General features: G+C 40.0%; 17 protein-coding genes and 1 pseudogene. 10 read left to right on the top strand and 8 right to left on the bottom strand.

Annotated elements, in window-relative coordinates; all coding sequences use genetic code 11:
* The first annotated feature begins 219 nt into the window (after positions 1–219).
* The 5 genes from BN202_RS07605 (at position 220) to trpS (ending at position 9,420) form a co-directional block, all read left to right on the top strand.
* On the top strand, positions 220–1,383 hold the full coding sequence (locus tag BN202_RS07605; RefSeq protein ID WP_019220045.1) for a BID domain-containing T4SS effector: 1,164 nt from the start codon (positions 220–222) through the stop codon (positions 1,381–1,383).
* A gap of 288 nt (positions 1,384–1,671) precedes the next feature.
* Positions 1,672–3,858, top strand: a complete 2,187-nt coding sequence (locus BN202_RS07600) for a BID domain-containing T4SS effector (RefSeq protein WP_019220043.1) — start codon at positions 1,672–1,674, stop codon at positions 3,856–3,858.
* A 285-nt stretch (positions 3,859–4,143) separates the two neighbouring features.
* Positions 4,144–6,057, top strand: coding sequence for a BID domain-containing T4SS effector (locus tag BN202_RS07590; RefSeq protein ID WP_019220041.1), 1,914 nt, complete (start codon positions 4,144–4,146; stop codon positions 6,055–6,057).
* A gap of 642 nt (positions 6,058–6,699) precedes the next feature.
* Positions 6,700–8,271 carry a murein biosynthesis integral membrane protein MurJ gene (murJ, locus tag BN202_RS07585; RefSeq protein ID WP_019220040.1) on the top strand — a complete coding sequence of 524 codons (1,572 nt, stop codon included), beginning with the start codon at positions 6,700–6,702 and terminating at the stop codon, positions 8,269–8,271.
* Between the two features lie 78 nt (positions 8,272–8,349).
* Positions 8,350–9,420, top strand: a complete 1,071-nt coding sequence (gene trpS / locus BN202_RS07580) for a tryptophan--tRNA ligase (protein ID WP_019220039.1) — start codon at positions 8,350–8,352, stop codon at positions 9,418–9,420.
* A gap of 392 nt (positions 9,421–9,812) precedes the next feature.
* On the opposite strand, the gene BN202_RS07570 is transcribed toward trpS, so the two are convergent.
* A complete protein-coding gene (locus BN202_RS07570; RefSeq protein ID WP_019220037.1) occupies positions 9,813–10,301 on the bottom strand; it encodes a phage DNA encapsidation protein in 489 nt (162 codons plus the stop codon).
* A gap of 390 nt (positions 10,302–10,691) precedes the next feature.
* Between BN202_RS07570 and BN202_RS07565 the strand changes: the two genes are divergently transcribed.
* A complete protein-coding gene (locus BN202_RS07565) occupies positions 10,692–11,183 on the top strand; it encodes a universal stress protein (RefSeq protein WP_019220035.1) in 492 nt (163 codons plus the stop codon).
* 55 nt (positions 11,184–11,238) lie between these two features.
* Positions 11,239–11,817: a NifU family protein gene (locus tag BN202_RS07560; protein WP_019220034.1), complete on the top strand. Its 579-nt coding sequence runs from the start codon at positions 11,239–11,241 to the stop codon at positions 11,815–11,817.
* 600 nt (positions 11,818–12,417) lie between these two features.
* Here the strand turns inward: BN202_RS07560 and BN202_RS07555 are convergent.
* A complete protein-coding gene (locus BN202_RS07555; protein WP_019220033.1) occupies positions 12,418–12,756 on the bottom strand; it encodes a zinc ribbon domain-containing protein YjdM in 339 nt (112 codons plus the stop codon).
* Positions 12,757–13,664: 908 nt separating this feature from the next.
* Here BN202_RS07555 and BN202_RS09535 point away from each other — a divergent pair.
* A pseudogene (locus BN202_RS09535) lies at positions 13,665–14,033 on the top strand (helix-turn-helix domain-containing protein).
* 182 nt (positions 14,034–14,215) lie between these two features.
* Here the strand turns inward: BN202_RS09535 and groL are convergent.
* Positions 14,216–15,859 (bottom strand): chaperonin GroEL, encoded by a 1,644-nt coding sequence (gene groL / locus BN202_RS07545; protein ID WP_019220031.1) that lies wholly within the window; start codon positions 15,857–15,859, stop codon positions 14,216–14,218.
* A 64-nt stretch (positions 15,860–15,923) separates the two neighbouring features.
* A complete protein-coding gene (groES, locus tag BN202_RS07540; protein WP_005864441.1) occupies positions 15,924–16,220 on the bottom strand; it encodes a co-chaperone GroES in 297 nt (98 codons plus the stop codon).
* Positions 16,221–16,444: 224 nt separating this feature from the next.
* On the opposite strand from groES, the gene fumC reads away from it, so the two are divergent.
* Positions 16,445–17,833 (top strand): class II fumarate hydratase, encoded by a 1,389-nt coding sequence (gene fumC / locus BN202_RS07535; protein WP_019220030.1) that lies wholly within the window; start codon positions 16,445–16,447, stop codon positions 17,831–17,833.
* Between the two features lie 783 nt (positions 17,834–18,616).
* Here the strand turns inward: fumC and BN202_RS07530 are convergent.
* Positions 18,617–20,242 carry an alpha-D-glucose phosphate-specific phosphoglucomutase gene (locus BN202_RS07530; protein ID WP_019220026.1) on the bottom strand — a complete coding sequence of 542 codons (1,626 nt, stop codon included), beginning with the start codon at positions 20,240–20,242 and terminating at the stop codon, positions 18,617–18,619.
* Positions 20,243–20,447: 205 nt separating this feature from the next.
* On the opposite strand from BN202_RS07530, the gene BN202_RS07525 reads away from it, so the two are divergent.
* Positions 20,448–20,972, top strand: a complete 525-nt coding sequence (locus BN202_RS07525) for a peroxiredoxin (protein ID WP_019220025.1) — start codon at positions 20,448–20,450, stop codon at positions 20,970–20,972.
* Positions 20,973–21,385: 413 nt separating this feature from the next.
* Here the strand turns inward: BN202_RS07525 and BN202_RS07515 are convergent, their stop codons facing one another.
* The 3 genes from BN202_RS07515 to pyrF form a co-directional block, all read right to left on the bottom strand.
* Positions 21,386–21,916: a hypothetical protein gene (locus tag BN202_RS07515; protein ID WP_019220023.1), complete on the bottom strand. Its 531-nt coding sequence runs from the start codon at positions 21,914–21,916 to the stop codon at positions 21,386–21,388.
* 585 nt (positions 21,917–22,501) lie between these two features.
* The gene (gene hisS / locus BN202_RS07510) at positions 22,502–23,992 is read right to left on the bottom strand and encodes a histidine--tRNA ligase (protein WP_019220022.1); all 1,491 of its coding nucleotides are present in this window, start codon (positions 23,990–23,992) and stop codon (positions 22,502–22,504) included.
* Between the two features lie 552 nt (positions 23,993–24,544).
* A complete protein-coding gene (gene pyrF / locus BN202_RS07505) occupies positions 24,545–25,390 on the bottom strand; it encodes an orotidine-5'-phosphate decarboxylase (protein WP_019220019.1) in 846 nt (281 codons plus the stop codon).
* Positions 25,391–25,584: the final 194 nt, after the last annotated feature.

Genomic DNA, 25,584 nt, shown 5'->3' with positions numbered 1-25,584 from the left:
GAAATGTGACGAAAAACAGCAAAGAAACTTCAAAAATTTTATTTAACTGAGTGATAAAATTTCACAAAAAAACTGTATAAAAGACATAAATATCGATTATGGGAGCAATGAATAACGCAGTCTTTGGAGTCCATTCAAATTGATACCTTCCTTTAATAAAAATGAAAGGTAGAGAATGCACCTAAAGAGGTTTTCTTAAAATGTTGAAAGGAACCATGCATGAAAAAAAATCATCCCTCTTCTTTTCCCTCCACTCCAAGAAACACAAAATTCTCTCCTAACACACGAGAAGATGAAAAAAAGCAAAATCCAGAAACCCTCTACACCACCGTTGCGCCCCAAGGTGAAAGGCTGTCCCCTGTACTGAAAGAAGATAAGCAAGAACAGCCTCTTTCAAGAGAAGAACAAGGACTTGGCGCAACAGCAGCTACTTTAAGGACAACCATAACTCTTTCTGAAAAACAAATTACAGCATTATTGCAACACAGCCGATTGGTGACATCATATCAAGAGAATGTGAGACACATGTGTGGGATTGTTTATGGCAATCCACATGCTTTAGAAGAAAAATTTGAAGAAATTCAAAAAAATCCTGCTACAGGAGATGACTTATCCTTGCGAATAAAAATAATTCCTGAGGGTTTTCATAATCTTGCCGGCAAGCAAATACTTGGCATAAAAAGCAGTGCACGCAAAACTGCTGAAGAAGCCCTTCCTACCCTTTGTGGCCTTGTTGATTGTTATGTAGAAGCTGTAAAACAAGTCAGAGGAGACTTGACTACAATCCCAGAAATAGCACTTCCATACTATGAACAAGGGATAGGCAAGGAGACAATCGCCAAAATCTTACAAACTTCGCCTTATCCTGAAAGCGAAAATACCTCTCTGACAAATGATAAAATTGTTGACAGAACACGACAGCATCCAGCAGTTAAAAGATATCATACACAAATTGAATATTGGTGCGGTGTTGTTTTTGGCAAACCTGATATTTTGCAACAACAAACTGAAGCGCTGTTTGCAGATCCAACTGCGGCAGAAGAACTCGCATGGCAACTTGCAGCCTATCCTCAGTCTATTGGGCACTATGCTGGTGTCAAAGTGTGTGGTTTAAAAAACAAGACACGAAAACATGCTGAAGCAGGTCTTTCGCACTTAATTAGTGCCATTGATAATTGTGCCAATGCTATACAACAAGTCAAAGAGAGCCTTTCACAAGCTCAGCAAACACCCCCTGAAGCATCTGCCAGATTCCCGCAAGATTTATCAGTAATGTCCCTTCATCATGAAACCGCAAAATCGCCTCAACATACCCCCGAAAAAATGCAAGACTCTCAATCACGAAAAACAGCACGTTCAAAAACGCTAGCTTTTATCAGCTAAAGCAACATAAGTCTTAGCTGTTCAGTGTATTTCTTAGTAAAATTTTTGCAAGATGATTTGCACCAAGAAAGCTATGCAACTTAAGGAACATTTTCAACAAGATCTTCCAATCATTAACCGAAGAAGTTGATAAAATTACATAATATAAATGTAACAAACATGATCTGCACAAAGAGCATGAATCCTTTTGAAATCATTCAATTGAGCATCCTTTAAAAAACTAAAGGTGAAGAGTGCACCAACAAGGTTTTCAAAACAAATATTGAAATAGCGTGAAAGGAAATTTGCATGAAAAAAAGACAATCTTCCCCTTCTGTAGCGAGTATAGTAGCAGAATTTGAAAAACGCCAGCAACAATCTATGGCAACGCCAGCAACTTCTAAAATTGCTAAAAGCGATCAAAAATCACCTCTTCCAAAGCATCCAGAGCAAGTCACTGATGCAAGAAGGGCTTCACAAGAAAGCCCAACAGCACAGACAAGGGTTGCTCCACAAAGACCACCCCGTGCAAGAGACAGACAAAAAAACCTTACAGCCACACAAGAAAGCCCAACAGCACAAACAAGGGTTGCTCCACAAAGACCACCCCGTGCAAGAGACAAAGAGCTAAACATCAGCGCAGTAACACAAAAAAATGAGACACTCTACGATACCCCTGCCCCACCAAAACCAGCGCGAATAAAAGATAGGGCGCAAAACAATGCAGCACCACAGGAAAATGAGCCCATATATGCAGAAATTGCCATAAAAACATCAGCTTCCACGAGATATAAAGAAAAGCGGGATGCAATCACTCAAAAAGAAGAAACCATATACACAACAGCTGTTTCAGCAAAAGTAAACACATCGCTCTCGAAAGAGGAACTGATCTCAAAAATTAGAAATAATCCGTTAGTTCAAACCTGTAAAGACGAAATCAAGAATTTGTCTCAAACTGTCTATGGCAACCCAGAGATTTTTCAAAAAAAACTTGAAGAAATTGAAAAAAATCCCGTCCTTGGAGAAAGTCTTTCATGGCAAGTTGCAGCAAGTCCTAAACTTGTTGCGCCTCTTGCTGGGAAAAAAGTTTTTGGTGTAAAAAATCAAACGCGCAAGCAAGCTGAAGAAAATATTTCAGCCCTGTGTTTTGCCATTGAAAATTATGCCGAGATTGTAAAACAAGCAAAAGAAGGTATTTTGCATGGACATCTTGCAAAACAAACACACCATAAACCTTCGCTAGATCTAAAGCAAATGGCTAAAGTTCTACAAAAGCCACGCAAAGCTGAACAAGAAACAGCAACCCTTTCACAGAAGGAAATGCTACGCAGAATTAAAAGCAATACAACAGTCCAATATTGCCATGCAGAAATCGTCTATTGGTGCACAATGACTTTTGGTGACCCACGTATTTTGCAGTATAGACTTGAAGAAGTACAAAAATCTCCTGCCATGGGAGAAGAGCTTGCTTGGCAAGTAACAACATACCCTCATATATTTGGGAAACTTGCTGGTCGCAATTTCTCTGGCATAAAAAATCAAGCACGCAAAGATGCTGAAAATGCTCTTATCCATCTAGGTGCGGCCATTGAAGGTTATGCTGAAGCGATAAAACACGCACAAGAAGACATTGTAAAAACCTCTGACGCACAACAAAAACACCATACCCAGTCTACAGAACAAGAAAAAAGCACGCAAAAACAGCAAAGCCCTACAAAGTCTCCTCTGCCTGAACACTCAGCAAAGAACAGGCATCAAGAAGCTGCTAAAACCTCCTCTATGCAAGCTGAATGGGAGCAGCTTGGTGCCAGACCACGCACAGGAGCTCCCACACAAGAGCCTGCATTACAACAGACACAAGAGAGCGTTCTGTCTCCTTCTTACACAGAACAAGAAATGCAAAAACAGCAAATGGCTGAAGGTCTGCAAAAGTCATTTACAGCAACAAAAGCAAAAGCACCTCTCTCACATAAGGAGATTAGCGACAGAGTTCAAAGCGATCATGCTGTTCAACGTACTCGAATAGAAGTCTACAATTGGTGTAATATTGTTTACAATGACCCATTTATTTTGAAATTTAACACTAAAGATGTGCAAAAAATTCCTGTTCTGGGAGAAGAACTTGCATGGCAAGTTGCAAAGCAACCGGCAATGTTTGCTCCGCTTGCTGGCAAGCAAGTTCTTGGCATAAAAAATAGCGCACGCAAACATGCTGAAGGCGCTATTCCTTCGCTATGTGCTGCCATTGGTGATTATACTAAAGCTGTAAAACAAGCCAGAGAAGAGATTGTAAAAACACATCAGGAACAATCTATGGAGCTGGATCAAGACTCCCAAAAGCAGCAAAACCTGTCGCAAACTTCGCAATTGTCTGAACGCTCACCAGTAGAAAGGCATTCAGAATCTGCCAAAGCCTCTATACAAGCAGAAAAAAGCCCACCAAGCGTTCGACCATGCAAAGTTACAGCGTCAACAACCATATCTTTTTCCGGCTAAATCTCAAAAGCTTTTATTTTGATCTCATCCTTTGGTGCAATCATCTCACGCAAAGATTGCACCAAGAAATGTTGTGTAAAGTCACAGTATATTGGCACAAAACACCCCTCTCCCTTAATCCAACTACTGGATAAAGTCACACAAGAAGACTTCAGGACAATAACCAAAACATACTTCTCTACCAAGAATAAAGCATCATCTTTTGCATCAAATTTGTAAGATTTACATGAAAGGCGGACCGTAGAGCCAAAGCAACATCCACAAAAAAGGTTGAAATGAGAAAGCATGAAAGAAAATCATACAGCCCATTGTGCTTCTCTCACAGGAGAAGAATTGCAAAAAGACCCTCAAGCAATTCATAGAACATTGAAAATTAATGACAGCCTTTCTTTTACAGCACCCATAGAGCAAAATCTGCAAACCACGCTTCTTCAACAAGAAAAAACAGCCCCTCATGTGGCCAAAAAAGAGCTGTCATCTTTGCCAATTCAAGAAGAAAATAATTCACCGCATCATTTTCTTTATCCGAGTAAGATCACGTTAAAAAATAAATATGGAATAATGAATTATCGCCAATTACAAATACAGTGTGCCCATGATTCAGCAAGAGCAAGCATTAATCTGCGCCAGGAAGCCCCACCAGAAAATCTAACATCAGCATATCTCTTATATATTCATCACACTTTATTCAAAAATACCTTTGAATGGGCCGGAAAAACACGTGACAAACCCTTTACCTTTTCAGATGGCACTGTTGCCTGTATGCCCAAAATGCAAAAAGCAAATATTTTTTTTGCACGGGGAGAAGAGATACAGGAAGGTCTTAAAAAGTTAGATCAAACACTGACTCAGAAGAATAATTTAAAAGGTTTAAGTCGCGAAGAATTCATCGAACAGGCAGCTGAATTGATGATACAGCTAAACTATACGCACCCTTTCAGAGAAGGCAATGGACGCACACAACGGCTATTTTTTGAAAAACTTGGACAAATTGCAGGCCACAAATTAGACTTTTCTCTTATAACAACAGAGCGTATGAAGCTTGCCAGTATTGCATCACTGAAATCAGACGATTCAGAACCTATGAAGTCTCTTTTTGAGGATATCTCACATCCCCAAAAAACGTTTATTTTAAAAGAATTCATGGACCACATGAAAAATATAGGGCTTGAGAATATCAGTCACCGTCTTGTGATGAGTGCTAAAGAAGGTGAAATCTATAGGGGCTTTTATAGAGGAAGTGGAGCAAATGGCTTCATGATGGATGTGAATGGCACTTTCATCATAGGAAATAAGGAACATCTCACACCAGAGCAAGTAAAAACATTAAAAATTGGTGATCCTCTCTGCTTTACAACCCCCTCATCTCAAGAACAAGAAATGCTTATTCCAACAGAAACCATAGCCTCTCTGACGATTGATGAAATCATAGAAAAGATTCAAAACAACACACAAGTTCAAGAAAGCAAAAAAAAGATCGAAAGATTGTCTCAAAATGTTTATGGGCATCCCCATATTTTGCAAAATAAAATGCCAACGATAAACACTCTCATAACACATAAAAAGAGCTCTGCAGGAGAAAATTTTGCTTGGCAGATAAGAGAATTCCCCACATCTATCTCTCAGCTTGCTGGTTTCAAAATATGGGGCATAAAAAGTGCCACACGTGTCTATGCTGAAGAAAATATTTCATCTCTGTGCCTTGCTATTTCTGATTATACAGATGCAGTAGAGCAAGCAGAAAAAAAGATTCTTCACCACCACACAAGAGAGCAAGAACGCTGTAAAAAATCGATAGCAATGCCCCCTGAAAAAATAACAAATTTACTCTCTCTCTGCCAAGAGCAGCAACAAGAAACCCTCTTAAAATCTGCAGGACTGGGTCTACAGACAAAGAATTATATACGTGCCTTATATGACCGTCTCTCAGCAACTGAGCATAAAGCTATAAAGGAAAACAATTACCAAGAACTTGCGAAAACCATTGGTACATCAGAAAACAAAGCAAAGAAAATTATAAAAATCGTCACACAAGCAAAAGGAATAGAACAAGCTCTTCAATCACAGCATTTTTATAAGCATCAATTTTATGATCGTCAAAATTTAAGCCCACATCACTCTATCACGCAAAATACACGCAAGCACGTGATCAAAAACAGATACAGCAAAACGTTCAATGCCATAAAGCCAAATGCATAAAAGGAATGGCTCTGCATGCATAAGATTGAATATTGCTTTTTTAAAAAAACAAGAGCACTGCACTCCTCCTCTACCTGTCACTTGCTCTTTAAGAAACAATAATAGAGGATAAGTAAAATATGAAAAAAGAGATAGTTATAAAAGGGATGTGATCCCATGAGGTGCCGACACATATATTGTGCATATGAAAAGATTTTGCCTCATTTTCAACGTTTGACATCACTCTCCAGCAGACCGACACTCCTTTTCCATTCTAAATGCTTTCTAAATCTGACTTTTTCGTGCTTAAAAGTTACCGGACAATCACACTGGAATATTTGGCATACCAAACAAGATAATACAAAAACGCGCAATTAAAAAACAAAGCGCCGCAACGGTAGGAATTCCCATCGGCTTCTCCATTCTTTGTGCAATCTTTTTTCTTAATATATTACATATATTTTTAAATTAAGCAAAAAGAAACTTTGTTTTTTTATAAATAAAACGGCCTAAAGAATATAAATGCACTCTTGTTGACAGAAGGATAAACAACATCGTAAAAACACTTCACAAAATAGAATTGTATGAATACACTGATCAGATTTCACGCTCTAAAAGAGCTTTTATTCATCGCATCCTTCATAACAAACCGATATATTTTTTATGATCCTGTTTAAAAAATTTGCAACTGTTGCTTCTGGAACCCTGATGAGCCGTATTTTTGGCTTTATACGCGAAATGTTAATGGCAGCAGCGTTGGGAACAGGCCCTGTTTCCGATGCATTCAATGCAGCTTTTCGTTTTCCCAACACATTTCGTCGTTTTTTTGCTGAAGGCGCCTTTAATGCAGCCTTTATTCCTCTTTTTTCAAAAAAAATCACCGAAGAGGGGCAAGAAAGCGCATGCAGATTTGCAGAAGAAGTGTTTGGCGTCCTTTTTTCAATGCTGTTACTTTTAAGCCTTGCTATGGAACTCAGTATGCCTTTTTTAGTGAGAACAATTATTGCCCCAGGTTTTACAGAGGACGCCACAAAATTTAACGCCACCATTCTTTTTACCGCGATTATGTTTCCCTATTTAACATGCATGTCGCTCGCCGCCATGATGGGGGGAATGCTCAATGCCTTACGGCGCTATTTTATTGCAGCCATTGCCCCTCTTTTTCTGAATCTTATCTTAATCAGCGTCCTTGCCTATGCTTGGATCTATAAGCTTAACGCTTGGCATATCGGCTTAAATCTTTCTTGGGGGGTCTTAGCAGCAGGTATTCTTCAACTTGCCTTAATCACAATTGCTTTGCGTCAAAGTGGCATGAAAATTTTTCTCCGTCGTCCTCGTTTTAGTCCCAATGTTCGAAAGCTTTTAACTTTAGCCTTCCCTGCTGCCATCACGGGGGGCATTACACAAATCAATTTGCTCATTAATACCAACATTGCCTCTAGTCAATCGGGTGCTGTTTCTTCTTTAATGTATGCAGATCGCCTTTACCAATTGCCTTTAGGGGTGATCGCCATTGCCATTGCAACCGTTCTTTTACCAGAACTAACAAGGGCTCTACGCAGTAAAAAGCATAAAGAAACCCACGATTTACAAAACCGTTCTATTGAATTAACCCTGCTGTTAACGCTGCCTGCATCTGTTGCCTTTTTACTGCTTTCCACCCCCATTGTCAGCTTGCTTTTTGAACGAGGTCAATTTACCGCTGAATCGACACGTCATGTTGCACAATTACTTGAACTTTATGGATTAGGACTTCCGGCTTTTGTTCTCATTAAGGTCTTTATTCCCAATTTCTTTGCCCATGAAGATACCAAAACACCGATGATTTTTACCGGCATTTGTGTTTTCATCAATATCAGTCTTGCCTTAACATTATTTCCTTACCTTTCGGCACGCGGCATTGTTATTGCGGAAATTACCTCTGGCTGGGTTAACAACTTGTTGCTTTGTTTTGTGCTTATCAAACGCGGCTATTGGAAATATGATGCACAACTGATAAAACGCATTGTATGTCTGATGGTTATCACACTTTTAAGTGCACTCATGCTTCATTATTTTCTTCATGTGCTTAGTTTTTTGTCTTTTCCGTTATCCTCACAAGCATCATTTCTCTTACGTGCAGGAACTTTGAGTGGAATAATGTTTGTTATATTCACGGTCTATTTCAGTGCCTATTTTTTCCTTGACACCCGTTCCTTTTTTCTCACCCTCAAAAATTTAAAAAAACGCTTCTAACATTTATCTTGCTTTCAGAAATATGCTTTGTCACAAAACATAAAACGAATAACTTTACTTAAAAGAAAGAACGCTTCTATGGACACTTTCACACCGCTTGTCTTTTCCGGCGTACAACCGAGTGGTCACTTACATCTTGGTAATTATCTTGGAGCCATCAAACATTGGGTTGAACTACAAAAGTCCTATCATTGCTTGTATTGCGTTGTTGATATGCATGCACTGACTGTGAATCCAGATCCACGAACTCTAATGGAATCCACCAGAGCAGTGACAGCCACTTTTTTAGCGGCAGGCATTGACCCTCAAAAACACATTATTTTCAACCAATCTCAGGTTTTGCAACATGCTGAACTTGCTTGGATTTTCAATTGTGTTGCTCGCATTGGCTGGCTCCAACGCATGACACAATTTAAAGATAAAGCCGGAAAAGATCGTGAAAAAGCGTCTCTTGGGCTTTTTGCTTATCCAAGTCTAATGGCTGCTGATATTTTACTCTACCGTGCCACGCATGTTCCTGTGGGGGAAGATCAAAAACAGCATGTTGAACTCACACGCGATATTGCACAAAAATTCAATAACGACTATGCCAACCGGATTACAGAATTAAATTTTGCTGTTTCAATGCAAATGGGTGAAGAGACAAAACAAGGCTTTTTCCCACTACCAGAAGCGCTAATAGGAGAGACAGCCATGCGCGTTATGTCATTGCGCGATGGTACAAAGAAAATGTCAAAATCAGATCCTTCAGATTTTTCACGCATTAATTTGACTGATGATGCTGATCTTATTGCCAAAAAAATACGCAAAGCAAAAACGGACTCCGCCCCTCTTCCTGATACAGTTGCAGAACTAGAAGGACGGCCCGAGATAGACAATCTTCTTGGTATTTATGCAACCTTTGCGCAAGTGAGCAAAGAAAAAGCGCTTTTAGAGTTTTCAGGACAACAATTTTCGCTTTTCAAAACAGCTTTAGCGGACCTAGCTGTCGATAAGCTTTCCCCCATAACGGCAGAACTTCGCCGGTTACATCAAGAAAGCGCTTATATTGACTCTATTTTACACGATGGCGCACTCCGTGCCGGAGCATTAGCAGAAAAGAATATGAAAAAAATCCGTGAAATTGTTGGATTTTTGCACAATACTTGAAGCAATAAAAAGAGCTGTAAAAAACAAATTATATTCGTATTTTGAGAAAATATCTTTCTCATCTTATAACAAGCGCTCCCTCACACGAGAGATCATCATTATCTCTGCTATGCTTCATATCATCCCCATAAACAACGATATTTTACAGCATAGTAGAGATAATTAATTCTTCTATTTAAACTTTTTAATGAACAATTTATCAGATGCTAAAAAGAGAGCTAATTTTTGGTTTTGAATGATGAGATTAAAACAAGGTCCTCTGGATATTGATTTCATTTTATTTACAAAAGAATAGTTATCTTTGGCAACATTATTCTTTAATGTAAAACATGCCATATGTTCTATCGTCACAAAAGTTGGTCGACCCTGTTTACTTTTTTCTCTTTAACAAATTATTCACCTACAGTATGACCTATTAATATTGATTTCTTTTTAAAGAATGTAAATTTATTCATTTGATGATTTCTTAAGTCAAAGAAATCGAAATAAGGATTAAATTGAGATATACTACTTCCTAAACAAATTATACGCCCCACATCACGAAGTCTAAAAACAGTTTCACATAAGCTCATGAGTCTTTCGGGTTCATTTTTTAAATATTTTTCCTGTTCACAAACATATTCATCAAAAATGATTGTTCTAACCCCAGAGAAAGAGCAATTTTTATATTGATGAGCTAGAGATAGAGGAATTAAATACCCGCACAACATGTCATTTTTCGCTTTAAATGGAGGTGATCGTCTGTATGGTATTTTTGTTCCAGTTTCTTCTCCACCTTGAAAGGCATCTAAGCTAACTTCTGAATTATAAAGGATATTTTCACCTTTGCATCTCAATTCAAATGGTTTAAGGATACCTTGATTTTCTAAAGTAACAAACATTACATCTTTTACACGTCGAATTTCTTCTTGTGTACGACGTACGTATATGAATTGTTCATTTCTTTTTTATAAGCATTACAAACAAAACACAATGCACTAAGTGTTTTTTCTAATCCTCCATTGCCATCCAAAAAGTTCCATAGTGCATTATAGGAAAGAGCTTTGTTTAAGTCATAATACATTTATTTGTCCCCCCCAATCAGGAAATTAATATTCTAATTTAGGATATAGTTTCATAAGATTCCCTTTTAAAGAGCTCCTTATTCAATTTTTCTCTAAAATTGCGATATATGAAAAATTCTATTAAAACTCTTTCAAAGTTACCTTTACTTAGATATTTAAATAAAGTTGATTTGAAATATTTTTGCCCAAAAAGGGAGGAAAATACGCATGGTTTCTAAGAAAAATGGTCCACCCCAAAAGCCCAAGAAAAAAATTTTGGTTATTATTGATGAAACACAAGAATGTCGACGTGCCGCTGCTTTTGCTGCCTACCATGCTAAAAAGACCAACAGAAAGTTGATATTGCTCTGTGTTGTTGATAACATAGAATTTCAACATTTTTTGGGTGTAAACAATGTGATGCGCACGGAATCAACGCAAATTGCCCATAAAGTATTGAATGAAATTGCCGCTGATGTACACACCACCCATGCCCTTGAGACAGAAATTATTATGCGTGAAGGCAAAACAATTGATGAAATTGCCAAACTCATTGAAGAAGATAAAGAAATAGCTCTTATTGTTTTAGCAGCCAGTGGACACACAGAAGGGCCAGGGCCCCTTATCCAACTAATTGGGAATCGAGGGACAGCTTTTTCCATTCCTGTCACTGTCATTCCAAGCAATCTTGCCGATGAAGATATTGAATCGATTTCCTAAAAACACTATTTGGAGAGAGTAATCTTCCCAATCCTTTACAGCAAAAGGAGAATGTATGTTTATCCAAACTGAAGCGACCCCCAATCCTGCAACACTAAAATTTTTGCCAGGTTGTGTAGTTGTTCGCGACAACGTCTTAGAATTTCGTGATCGTGAAGAAGCTGCTAAAAATTCACCTTTAGCTGCAAAACTGTTTAATATTCCAAATGTTAATGGTGTTTTTTTGGGTTATGATTTCATTACTGTGAGCAAAAAAGACGGTGAATGGCAACATCTTAAACCCGTCATTTTAGGCACAATTATGGAACATTTTCTCTCTGGTGATCCGGTTATCACCACCAACGCCACAACACACGCGCAAACCCACGCCCTTAATGAAGAATTTTATGACGAAAAAGATGCTGATATCGTCTTAACCATTAAGGAGCTTCTTGAAACACGCATTCGCCCAGCCGTTGCCAATGATGGTGGAGATATAACTTTTCGCGGATTTGAAAACGGTATTGTTTACCTCAATATGCGCGGTGCTTGCGCTGGATGCCCCTCTTCAACGGCAACATTAAAACATGGTATTGAAAATCTTTTACGCCATTTTATTCCAGAGGTTATAGGCGTTGAAGCCATGCCACAATAAAACAAACAGAATAACAAAAATATCACTTTCAAACTCTCCCATAAAAACCAAATCAACAAGCGGTCACACCGCACTTTTGTCATATATAACAACACCATAGGCGCGTTTTTTTGATAAAAACCCTGTCATACAAAGGACGCCCCTCCCCTCCATTAATTTATCAAGATAATTTATATTTTAGAGAGAATAAAATACCCAATATCGTAAGGTTCTCTCATTTCAAACCCTCTCTAGAGTGAAGCGATCAACCATTGGTTTAGCTTTCACAAACGGACTTGGTGTATGAATAAAAACCCTTTAAGAAAACAAGTAAAATAGCGCTGTCATAAAACCCCCATAGATCATCTCAAATACCAAAGATTGTTAACAGCATTGTGAGGAGAGCAGCATTTTAAACCCGATAACGCATAAGGGCACTGAAATGATGCTTCAGCATATCAAAAAACACCACAAAACATCGGAGCCTCTTTTCTTTTAAGGCCGCGTTTTTTAAGAATTGCAGCAATTTTTGCATGCAAATTTACACCAATTTTAAGATCGACTTTTTATATCAGCTCTGGCAAATAGGCTTTAACAAAGGACAAGTACCTTACCAACATTCTACGAAATTTTTTTCACGAATTCTGACTTTAAGCCGATCTGACCAATCCCAAGGATCTTACAATCAATATTGTGATCTCCATCTACGAGGCGAATATTTTTCACTTTCGTACCACTCTTGAGAACAGATGCAGCGCCTTTGATTTTAAGATCTTTCACCACCATCACGCTATCTCCATTTGTCAAAATCTGACCATTAGCATCATAAACGGCATCGCCAGCAAAAGACTCTTCACTCTTTTGTGGCCACTCATGGGCACATTCAGGACAGACAAAATTTTCCCTCTCTTCATAGGTATAAAGACCACCGCAATGAGGGCAATGAGGATATTGGGTCATACATTCTCTCTTTTATCCAAGAAAAATCGTTTCTTTAAGTTGTCATAAAGCAAGAGATCTCCATTGTCCATTACCTCAATCTATTGTCTTACGAAAAACAGCTTTGTTTTTAATGTTACCTCCCCGACAAGCGAGCACTTCATATCGCTTTCAGGATAGCGTTTCACGACATAACTAGATAAACAGGCCTTAACCTTTGAGAGTATTCACAGTCGTCATTTTACGGCTTATCCTAAAGAATTTTTACCAACACACCCTTCCTGCTTAGAATGCATAAGGGAATGCTTCATTGCTTCACTCTAAGGGTGCTTGAAATAAGAGAACCTTAAGAGATGTACAAGAAAATTTAACTGCCAATCATTGAAAAAGATTTTTTAAGATACCGTTTTAGCGCCATAAACCATGAAAGGCTTTTCCCTTATCATCATGATTTTGGAGCCGCGTGAGGAGACAAAACAATCCGTTTAGTTTTTTAGGTCAAAGACACCGTCAAGCGCCCCAAAGGGGTTTCCTTGAACTAAAGCCCAAGGATTGTTAGTCCTCTCAACAAACGCGGGTCTGAGATCATGATTTTGCTGAGCGGATATAACAACTTGAAAACACAACCTTTTCCAAAACTCAAACAAGGCTATGTCCATTTTTGCTGTTTTCATTTTTATTGCCAATCCTCTGAAATTACTTTATGAATGAAAAAGTGTTTTGGTTGTATACGCAGCGATCAATAGGGTCTTGAAAGCCCGAAACCTAAACATGAATTTATCCCGCTTTGTGGATGTCTCGGGATTCCGAGAGATTTTGCTATGTCTAGGTGCTTTCCAGCACTAAAAGCAAAAAAAGCTGATTAGGTTTCAGTACTTTCAAGTTCTCGGAATACCAATGCGAGGGCGCTCGCAACCGGCGGGGGGAAAATGCAAACCAGAAATCTTCATAACGACATTTCCATTGGCAAAAAAATTCGCTTCAGACGAAAAATGCTAAAAATGTCTCAAAAAGCCTTAGGGTAATCTCTAGGGGTAAGCTTTCAACAAATTCAAAAATATGAAAAGGGCTTAAACCGTGTCGGGGCGGGACAATTAAAGGAAATTGCTGATATTTTGAATGTTCCCATTGCCTTTTTCTATACGGAGATCTCCACAAAACAATATGCGCCCCACCCTCACGAAGAAATCGTCTCAAATAGAGAAGAATATCTGTTGCTCAAAAATTTTAGAGTCCTCACCACGCTAAAACGCAGAGCAATTTTACAATTAATCTGTGAACCCAATGAAAGCTTGTAACCTCATACGCGCACCTCACCAGACTGTGTTGATCAGCATTCCACACAGCAGAACGTACCACCTTCACAGAGAGGCAATTCTTAGCAACAATGAAATCAGCCTATGCACTTAGTTATAAAACAAACATATAAAAAAACGGGCCTTATAGACCCGTTTCTTTTAATCTTGAGATCAAGAGGGCTTTAGAAATCCATTCCGCCCATTCCGCCCATTCCACCAGCAGGCATTGGAGGCATTGGGGTATCTTTCTTTGGAGTTTCAGCAACCATAGCTTCCGTTGTGATCAGAAGGCTTGCAATGGAAGCAGCATTCTGCAGAGCAGAACGTACCACCTTCACAGGATCAACAATTCCCAAAGCAATCAAATCACCAAATTGACCGGTTGCAGTGTTGTAACCAAATGTATCGGCATTATTTTCCAATACCTTGCCAACGATAATCGCAGCTTCTTCACCAGCATTGGTAGCAATTTGACGTGCTGGTGCTTGAAGAGCACGACGAACAATATTAATACCAGCCTCTTGGTCAGGATTGTTTCCTTTAACGGTCAATGCATTTGCCGCACGCAACAACGCGGTACCACCACCAGCAACGATACCTTCTTCCACCGCAGCACGTGTTGCATTCAAGGCATCATCAACGCGGTCTTTCTTTTCTTTCACTTCAACTTCTGTCGCGCCACCAACACGGATAACAGCCACACCACCAGCAAGTTTAGCAAGTCTTTCTTGCAATTTCTCACGGTCATAATCAGAAGTTGTTTCTTCGATCTGTGCTTTGATTTGACTTACGCGTGCACTAATTTCGCTCTTTTGTCCAGCACCATCAATAATGGTGGTGTTTTCTTTAGAAATATTCACTTTCTTTGCACGACCAAGCATATCCAAAGTGACATTTTCAAGCTTAATGCCTACATCTTCAGAAATCACCTGACCCGATGTCAAGATTGCGATATCTTCAAGCATTGCTTTACGACGATCACCAAATCCTGGTGCCTTCACTGCAGCAATTTTCAAACCACCGCGCAACTTATTAACAACGAGCGTTGCCAAAGCTTCACCTTCCACATCCTCAGCAATGATGAGAAGTGGTTTGCCAGACTGCACAACAGCTTCAAGCACTGGAAGCAAAGATTGTAGATTAGACAATTTCTTTTCGTGAATAAGAATGTAAGGATCATCTAAATCTGCCACCATTTTTTCAGCATTGGTGACAAAGTAAGGAGAAAGATAGCCACGATCAAACTGCATTCCTTCAACGACTTCCAATTCCGTTTCAGCAGTTTTTGCTTCTTCCACGGTAATAACGCCTTCATTGCCAACTTTTTCCATAGCATCAGCGATCATTTTACCGATTTCAGCAGCACCATTGGCGGAAATTGTTCCCACTTGTGCGATTTCTGCTGAAGTTTGGATTTTTTTAGCTTTTTTGAAAAGGTTTGCCACCACTTCTTCAACAGCAGCATCAATACCGCGTTTAAGATCCATTGGGTTCATACCAGCAGCAACAGCTTTTACACCTTCTTGCACAATAGCCTGTCCCAAAACCGTTGCCGTTGTTGTTCCATCACCAGCAATATCATTGGTTTTAGAAGCAACTTCGCGCAACATCTGCGCACCCATATTTTCAAACTTATCTTCAAGTTCGATTTCCTTTGCAACGGATACACCATCTTTTGTGATGCGTGGTGCACCAAATGATTTATCAATCACAACATTGCGTCCTTTAGGACCAAGCGTTACTTTCACAGCATTAGCAAGGATATCAACACCGCGCAACAAACGCTCACGCGCTTCACGGCCAAATTTGACTTCTTTAGCAGCCATCTAATTTCTCCTTGGAGTTATCTCAAAATAATATAAAAATAGAAAGAATTTAAGAGGCTCTAAATTAGCCCAAAATTCCCATAATGTCAGATTCTTTCATGATTAAGAGGTCTTCACCATTAATCTTGACTTCAGTACCAGACCACTTTCCAAACAGAATACGATCACCTGTTTTGACTTCTAAAGGCACGCGCTTTCCGTTATCATCTAGAGCACCATTGCCAATAGCAATAACTTCACCTTCTTGAGGTTTTTCTTTTGCTGTATCAGGAATGATAATCCCACCAGCAGTCTTATTTTCAGATTCAACCCGACGGACAACAACACGATCGTGAAGTGGGCGGAATTGTATATTAGCCATGTTTTAAATCCTTAAAACTTAACACTATTGATTAAACTTGAAGTTTTCGCTAGCACTCTCAAAGCACGAGTGCTAACACTGCCCAAGATATAAAATAGCCCCTTTTCAATGTCAAGGATTCTTCCATAAAATAATTTACCTTAAAAAACTTTGAAGTCTTGCCTCCCCTTCCTATTTTGCATTATCTAGCTTTATTAACCTGCGAACATAAAGGATCTCTTATCATGGTTGAAACACGTCAGGAAACAGATAGCTTTGGAACGATCTCGGTACGTCAAGACCGTTATTGGGGTGCACAAACAGAACGTTCACTGCATAATTTTAATATTGGCGGTGAAAAACAACCCCTCACCATCATCTATGCTTTAAGTCTTATTAAAAAAGCTGCAGCCCTTGTGAATATGGAAAAAGGGAAACTTCCGCAAAACATTGGCAAAGCAATCATGACTGCTGCTGACGAAGTTCTCGCCGGTGCATTTGATACCCATTTCCCCCTCTCTGTTTGGCAAACAGGTTCTGGCACACAAAGCAATATGAACGTTAATGAAGTAATCGCCAACCATGCCAGCATGCTCTTAGGAGGAAAATTGGGCAGCAAATATCCCGTGCATCCCAACGACCATGTCAATATGAGTCAATCCTCCAACGATTCCTTTCCCACAGCGCTTCACATTGCCACCACACTGCAAACACGCCAACACTTACTCCCCATTCTTGAAGCCCTTATTACCACTTTAAGAAAAAAAGAAGAAGAATTCGCCGACATCATTAAAATTGGGCGGACCCATACCCAAGATGCCACCCCCTTAACTTTAGCGCAGGAATTTTCAGGCTATCGCGCCGCGCTGGAAGCCAACCTGCAGCGCATTGAAACAGCTCTTACTGATGTTCAAACCCTTGCCCAAGGGGGCACAGCCGTTGGCACAGGGCTCAATGCACCACAAGGTTTCGATGTCGCTTTTGCACAAACAATCAGCACCCTTACAGGAATATCCTTTAAGACCGCCAGCAATAAATTTGAAGCACTCGCCCATCATGGAGCCCTTGCCCATTTTCATGGCAGTCTCAATGCTCTAGCAGCTGATCTGTTTAAAATTGCCAACGACATCCGCTTTTTAGGTTCAGGCCCACGCTCTGGTCTTGGTGAACTAAGCCTGCCCGAAAATGAACCAGGTTCCTCTATCATGCCAGGCAAGGTCAACCCCACACAATGTGAAGCCATGACAATGGTTGCAGTCCAAGTCTTTGGCAACCACACCAGTGTAACATTTGCTGCAAGTCAGGGGCATTTTGAACTCAATGTTTATAAACCTGTTATTGGCTATAATGTATTACAATCCATTACCCTTCTTGGGGATTGCATGCGCTCTTTTGATCTCCATTGCGTCCAAGGACTGCGTGCCAATCGCGTACATATTCACTCTCTCATGGAACGCTCTTTGATGCTGGTAACAGCACTTGCCCCAGAAATTGGCTATGAAAAAGCTGCTGAAATTGCCAAAGCAGCCCATAAAAATGACACCACCTTGCGCACTGAAGCACTCAAAATTGGTGTTTCTGGAGAAGATTATGACCGGCTGGTTGATCCCAAAAAGATGCTCCATCCCCAATAAACCCTATAATAAACAACAGGATGCAAATTTTTTAAAAACAAAAAATATCGGACCGCTTGCGGTCCGATTGTCTTTTTATGCGCATCTCTTACAGAAATCCGCCCCCCCTGCTACAAGCTCCCCCCTTGCTATGAGACAACTTTTGAATTTGGCACATATCCACTAACTTTCCGCTTGCACAGCCAAAAGAAAAAATAAGAGCACTCTCTTCCCCTCATCAAAAGCACCCGTCCCCCAACCTTAAAAAAACACCCATGCCCAAAACTTTGGCCAAGATTAAGAATTTTGCACATCCCATGCATAAAGCATAAAAATAACCAAGCTTCTCGCAACCAAAGCACAAACCTCAAGTGATGATGATAAGCTACGCAAGCCCTAAAATAAGCCCCACGCAACAATAGACAGCAGGAAACAAACCTTGCATGAGATAAAATTTTCTCTCAAAGTACAAAAATATTCAAAGCTTCATCTTTTGCCCAAAAGCATATGATTTTGCACATCACATCCATACGCAAATTTGAAGAAAAAAACTTTCAAAAATAAAAATGAAGGCAGTCCCTTCCATCATAGTAAATAAACACAATCCCAACCAAGAAGAAGCCATAATACCCTAAAAAACAACAGAGCACAGTTCCCTCATAGAAGAACATCAGGACATTTATCCCAAACGGTTATTGAGTTTAGCAAGGAACTTTTAACCTCCATTTTGTGCATAAGCTTGAAGAAAGAAAAGTCTCTCAAAAAACAAAGCCACAGAGCATACCCACGCAAAAAACAACACTCTCATGTAATAATATCGGGATGCTCGCGCCCTAATTCTTGTTTTATGTTTAACAATTTCAATGCCGCCTTTTGTAAAGGTTTGAGCATTTTTTGTGGATCTTGATTGTGTTTGCGCGGATCAGCCTCATACTGCTCAAAATAAAGCCGCAGCGTCGCTCCCACCGTACCCGTCCCCGATAAGCGTACCACGAGCCGTGCGCCATTTTCGAAAAAAACACGGATTCCTTGCCGACTGCTCACGCTCTGATCAACGGGATCGTGATAGGTAAAATCATCTGCTTTTTCCACCAACAACCCAGCAATTTCCGTGCCCACCTGCGGCAAATGCGCGCGCAATCGTTCTATCATCGCTTCTGCTTTATCACTCTCAACAGCTTCATAATCATAACGTAAGGTATAAAAACGCCCATAGTTTTGCCAATGCTGCTGCACAATTTGTGCAACAGTTTTTCCCGTGAGCGCCAAAAGATTTAACCAAAAGAGCACAGCCCACAAACCATCCTTTTCGCGAACATGGTGAGAACTCGTTCCAAAGCTTTCTTCACCACAAAAAGTCACTTTCCCCGCATCCAAAAGTGAGCCAAAAAATTTCCACCCCGTTGGCGTTTCAAAACAATTCAATCCTTTTTTTTCAGCAACCAAATCAGCAGCAGGTGCCGTTGGCATAGAGCGCGCAACCCCCACAATGCCTTGGCGATACCCTTTAATAAGATGGGCATGCGCAACCATAATCGCCAAGGAATCAGAAGGCGTAACAAATTGCCCACGACCAATAATGAGATTACGATCACCATCGCCATCAGAGGCCGCTCCAAGATCAGGTCCTTGATCGGACATCAACAAATTAAAAAGATCCTTGGCATAGACCAAATTAGGGTCTGGATGCCCCCCTGCAAAATCCGGCAAAGGAACGCCATTGACCACGGTTCCTTCAGCAAAACCCAAAGATTTTTCAAAAATTTCATGGGCATAAGGCCCTGTTACCGCATGCATAGCATCAAAGCGCAAAGTAAGTCCTCTCTCCACAGCTTTAGCAATACAGTCAAAATCAAAAATCTCTTGCATTAAAGCAACATAATCAGCAACAGGATTGATGATATCAACCCGCATGGAGCTGATAAAACTTGTGCCTTCACTGTCTAAATCAACATCTGGTGCCTCAAAAATTTTATAATAAGAAAGTTTCTGTGACGCCGCATACAGAGCTTCACACAAAGAATCGGGAGCAGGTCCGCCATTGGCAATATTGTATTTGATGCCACAATCACCCTCTTTCCCCCCAGGATTATGACTTGCGGAAAGAATAATACCACCATGGGCATGCGTTTTACGAATAAGATGCGAAACAGCCGGCGTAGAAAGAATTCCCCCTCTCCCCACCTTTACGCGGGCGACACCGTGAGCCGCTGCCATTTTCAACACGATCTGCAAAAGGGTGCGATTGAAATAGCGCCCATCCCCCCCAACAATGAACAACTTCCCTTCAACAGAGCCAATGCTGTTAAAAAGAGATTGTATAAAATTTTCAACATAATGAGGTTGCTGAAAAACTGCCACTTTTTTGCGCAAACCAGACGTCCCCGGTTTTTGATCAGCAAAAGCCGTAGTCAAAACTGTTCTGATCATTGTAAAAACGCCTTCATACTATTCTCTTTGAATTTTAAGCTGAATATCCTACAAAGTCGACCATTAATTCCACTTGACGGAACAATGAAATACTTGCACACTGAAACAAAACAAGAAGATTTTTAAAGACACGCTTCTCAATGTGCTTTTAAAGACAAAGGCTATTTAAAGACATAATTTCCATGAAAAATACAGGAGCATACTTATGATGAGAAAAACCGTTCCCAACACCACCTTTCATACACGTGTCCGCGATGAATCGGTGAGTGGAGATAATCCTTATCGATGGCAAGAGGTGGAGAGTGATGCGTACTTTAAAGGAAAGCGGGTTATTCTTTTTTCTCTTCCTGGAGCTTTTACCCCTACCTGTTCAACCTTTCAACTTCCTGATTTTGAAAAGCTCTATGATAAATTTAAAAAACTTGGCATTGATGAAATTTATTGCCTTTCCGTCAATGACGCTTTCGTTATGAATGCTTGGGGAAAAGCGCAAGATATCAAAAACGTCAAATTAATTCCCGATGGTTCAGGTGAATTCACCCGCAAAATGGGTATGCTGGTTGCAAAAGACAATATTGGTTTTGGTATGCGTTCATGGCGCTATGCAGCTGTTATTAACGATGGCGTGATTGAACAATGGTTCGAAGAAGAAGGTTTTTCAGACAATTGCACAACAGACCCCTATGAAATTTCTTCACCACAAAATGTATTAAAAGCCTTGAAAAGTTAATTTTAAGACTACTTATAAGTTTATCAAATGTAAACTTTCTAGCATAAATTCCTTCTCATGAAGGAATTTATGTTTTTTGCGTTTTATGAATGCTAAATTCAAAATTTGCACGCATAGAGACACCACAAACACATAAAAAGCACAGCACAGCCCATCGGAGCATCCCTCACCAACATTCACCCTCTTCAATAGACGCCAAAAACATCCCCCCCCACCTTGATTGGAAACAAAAACTATGTGGCTGAGAAAACAGCTTGCTTATCCTATGCCCAAAACACCCTCTGCCCCCCCCCAGAACCCTCTCCCAATGTCCCCTCATCAACAGATCAATTTTTCTGCCGTTTAATAACCTGTGACCCTCCATTTTCTTCAGATCTTTTGCTCTAAAAAATAAAGTTTTGTAAGAATGCGCTCTAAAGCAGTCGCTCATTTAAGCTTTCTCTCATAAAGGCTGCATTCATTTCTTCATCTTCACTAAGCCCAAAACCTTCATCACGTTCAGGAAGCCCAAAAATATCTGGATTTATGAAATAACAATGTCTTTTTGTTCCCTTCGCTAGAATTTTATGGCTTTCTAATTCCTTGATCCCTTCTTTAAAAGTTGCAAAATTAAGATATTGTGATTCTTCATTTGAAAAGTCGCAAGCCAAAAATTCACTGAGGATATCACGATCTAATATTACCTGATCAAACCATAAATCCACATCATCCTCATCTGACATTTTCCCCACTTGCCACAACAGAACAAAAAAACTTTTCAACCCAATAAATGACAGCCGCAAAATCATATTCCGACTATCGGGGGCTCCTGAAAAGGAAATTTGTGGAAGATCTGAAAATCCAAAACTTGCCGGAGGAAGCTTAAATGATTTTCCAATATCCTCAGGTTTTTCAAGAATAAAAGGATTTCTTTCATATAACAAAGTAAAATCATATTGGACCATTATATTTCTCCATTGATGCGTTGACTTTACGAAAAAATAAATATTTTCAGTTGCTTACCATTATATGGGCTTACAATTGATACCAATATGTTCCTGTAAAAAATTGTCTGATTTAAGTTGTTTCACTCTTTTTTTTCAACTTAAAAAAATTTTTTGAGATAAATTGCTTCAAATCTCACTCCTCTTTTGCGAAAATGAAATTCTGTAGCCGCTCAAGACAAGCAAGAAGTTTTATACAAACAAATGAAAATTTAAAGATGTGAAATTGCCAATATTTCTATAAACTATCGACCATCGATTTTTCTAAAAGTGACGAGGAAAAGAGCACAGATTTCTCTCCTATTTTGCCTCACAAAGACTCCCTCATCACCCCCTCAACGGATGAAACAATGCATTTGCCGCTTTCAAAAGCATCTACCTTTTACGCCACATAGGCTAAAAAAAATAACACAACCCCAACAGAGGACCAACCCCACCTCCATGAGCAAAATACTCGCCCCTGCAAATTGCCTAAAACAAACTGCCTAAAAACTGAATGAGGACTTTCTAAGCTTTTACCAGCCACGTACTTTCATAAGACGTCTCTCATAACCGTTTGTGAGCTACCAAAATATCTTGTACTGTTTGAACCAATTGCGCTTCATCAACCGTCACTTGCGCGGGTCTGCTTTCACGCCATGTTTGGTTATCCTTAATTTCGTGAGACAAACGCGCCCCTTCAATCAAATCTTTGATCTGTATTTTTCCGCTCTCGCGCTCTTGTGAACCTTGGATCACCACACAAGGCGCTTGTCTTCGATCAGCATATTTCATCTGTGCCTTCATGCCTGCTGCCCCCAGATACAGTTCAGCAGGAATTCCAGCACTGCGCAACTGTATTACCATGCTTTGATAGCGTGCAACAATTTCTGGTTCTTTATCCATCATCAGCACCACCACAGGCCCAGTTTTTTCTCTCACAGGCAATTTTCCAAGATTTTGCAAAGCAGCAATCAAGCGTGAAACACCAATGGAAAAGCCTGTTGCCGGAATATTTTCCCCACGAAAACGTGCCACCAACCCATCATAGCGCCCGCCCCCACCAACAGAGCCAAACACAACTTTTTGCCCCTCATCATTGAGAACATCAAACAGCAATGCGGCTTCAAAAACAGGTCCGGTGTAATATTCCAACCCCCGCACCACTGAGGGATCAATTTTAATGCGATCATAAGTGCCATTTGCAGCAAAGATTTTCTGCATCTCCTCAAGTTCACTTATGCCTTCAAGCCCTTGAGCACTCTGATCAACGACCTTTCTAAGAGCCTCCAATGTTTCCTCTGCCGTTTCAGCCTCTATCGTGAGCAAAGAAAGAATACGCTCAATCTCTTTACCTTTAAGCTGTGCTCCTTTTGTAAAATCACCACTTTCATCCAAACGCCCCTCCCCCAACAGCAAGCGCACCCCATCAGGACCAAATTTATCAAGTTTATCCATTGCGCGCAGAACCATTAAGCGCTTTTCAGTCTGCTCCCTTTCCCCCAAACCAATCAACTCCAAAACACTTTCCAGAATTTTCCGGTTATTAAGGCGAATAACATAATCATGGTGTGCAATTCCCAATTTTTCCAAACTATCCGCTGCCATCATGCAAATTTCAGCGTCTGCTGCAACGGTTTGCGTACCAACAATATCAGCATCAAACTGCATAAATTGCCGAAACCGCCCTGGTCCTGGTTTTTCATTGCGAAACACAAAACCAAGACGATAACTGCGATAAGGCTTTGGTAAAATTTCAAAATTCTCAGCAAAATAACGTGCAAGAGGTGCTGTGAGATCATAACGCAAGGACATCCATTGCTCATCATCATCTTGGAGCGAAAAAACCCCAGCATTTGGGCGATCTTCATCAGGTAAAAACTTGCCCAATACATCCGTATATTCAAAAATGGGTGTTTCCAGTGCTTCAAACCCATACAGTTCATAAACTTCACGAATCTGAGCAATCATGGTCTCCGTTGCATATAATTGCGCACTTGTACGATCAACAAAACCACGAGGTAAACGCGCTTTAGTTTTTTCTTGTTTTAATGACATATGATTCTCTAGCAACAATTTGTATTCACCAACAACCTGTCGTCTTATCTTATAGAAACAAATGCTGCAATGACTTTATCAACCTTAAGCCCTCTGCAACATGCATCAAGACAATATGCACCAACTTTTGCTTTATAAAGGAATACCGCACTCCTTAAAAATCTCCACGAAAAGAACACTTCCATTTTCAATATTCAGCACTCCTAATCTCAAAAGAGAAGCTCCATTTACAGATTTCCTATTTGTTGATGAAAAATCATGGGCTGCCTCAAACACTCTTCATCTCTCCCCCATAAGCAGTTTTCAGCTTAGCGCGTTGTTTAAGCGCATTTCCCATAAGCTGTGCATTCTTCTCCATAAGCCCCTCCCTGTAAACCGTTAGCGTATTTATCTCCGCCCAACATATTATGAGAAATCCCCACACAGTTTTTAAAGAAAGATCAAGAGCAAATATTGATTTTAGCCAAACGCAGATCCCCCCTAAATAAGCTCTCTTTATAAAGATTTTTCAGTTTATTACCTCTGCAAAAATTATTGCCTCCACGAGAATTCTCAAGACAGCAAAGTGCTTTTCGCTGTCTCGGCAAAATCATTGATGCGCATTTTTAAATCCACAATATTGGGACCAGCATCTGTAATTGACCGTGAAATAGAAGGAATAATATTTTGCCACAAACTCTGAGGAAACTGGTTTGTCAGTTGTGTGATCGTTCCCCCTTGTGCACCAATACCCGGCACAAGAAACAAGCTGTTTTTTAACTGCTCGATTGTTTCTTTTGCCTCATCGCCCAACGTTGCTCCAATAACCGCACCGATAGGGCCAACAGCACGATTCTTCCTTGAAGATTGGCTATTATAGTCACAAATACGCTGTGCCAAATGAACAGAGAGTGTTTGATTACCAATACGCGCAGCACGAATATCCTTGCCCTCAGGATTAGAAGATTGAACGACCACAAAAACCTCTGTTCCTGTTGCTTCTGCAATTTTTATCATAGGTGCGAGAGCGTCAAAACCAAGAAAAGCATTGGCGGTGATGGCATCCGCCCTAAAGGCACTTTTTGGACCAAGCCAAGCTTGTCCATAAGCTTCAACAGTAGGGCCAATATCTCCCCTTTTTGCATCAGCAATGACCAACAAACCTTGTTCCCGTGCATTTTCCATAAGCTCTTTGAGAACTTGCAGCCCCTCCACACCATACAATTCAAAAAACGCGACCTGTGGTTTTATAACCCCCACATGCCCTACCACCGCTGTTAAGAGGATATCACAAAAATCCTTTAAGCCTTTATAATCAGGGCTCAAACTCCATGATTGCAAAACTTTATGACTAGGGTCAAAACCAACACAAAGTGGCCCATAGATTTCACGGTTTTTAAAAAAGCTTGAACAAAACATTCTACACCCTACAGTCTCTATTTAAATTTTTTGATACAGAAAAAAGAAATTCATTGATCACAAGGATCGGTAACATGTTTTTTTTAAAAAAGAAAATATTTTCAAAGTGCGTGATATTTTCATAACATGGCAGAAAACAAAAAAGCCCCATATCATCTCATTCAACCACCTTATAGTGCCCAATAATGCTTCTG

Source organism: Bartonella florencae (assembly GCF_000312525.1).
GTDB lineage: Bacteria > Pseudomonadota > Alphaproteobacteria > Rhizobiales > Rhizobiaceae > Bartonella > Bartonella florencae.
Note: the sequence above shows the minus strand (reverse complement) of the source record. Positions and strands in the feature narration are given on the sequence as shown.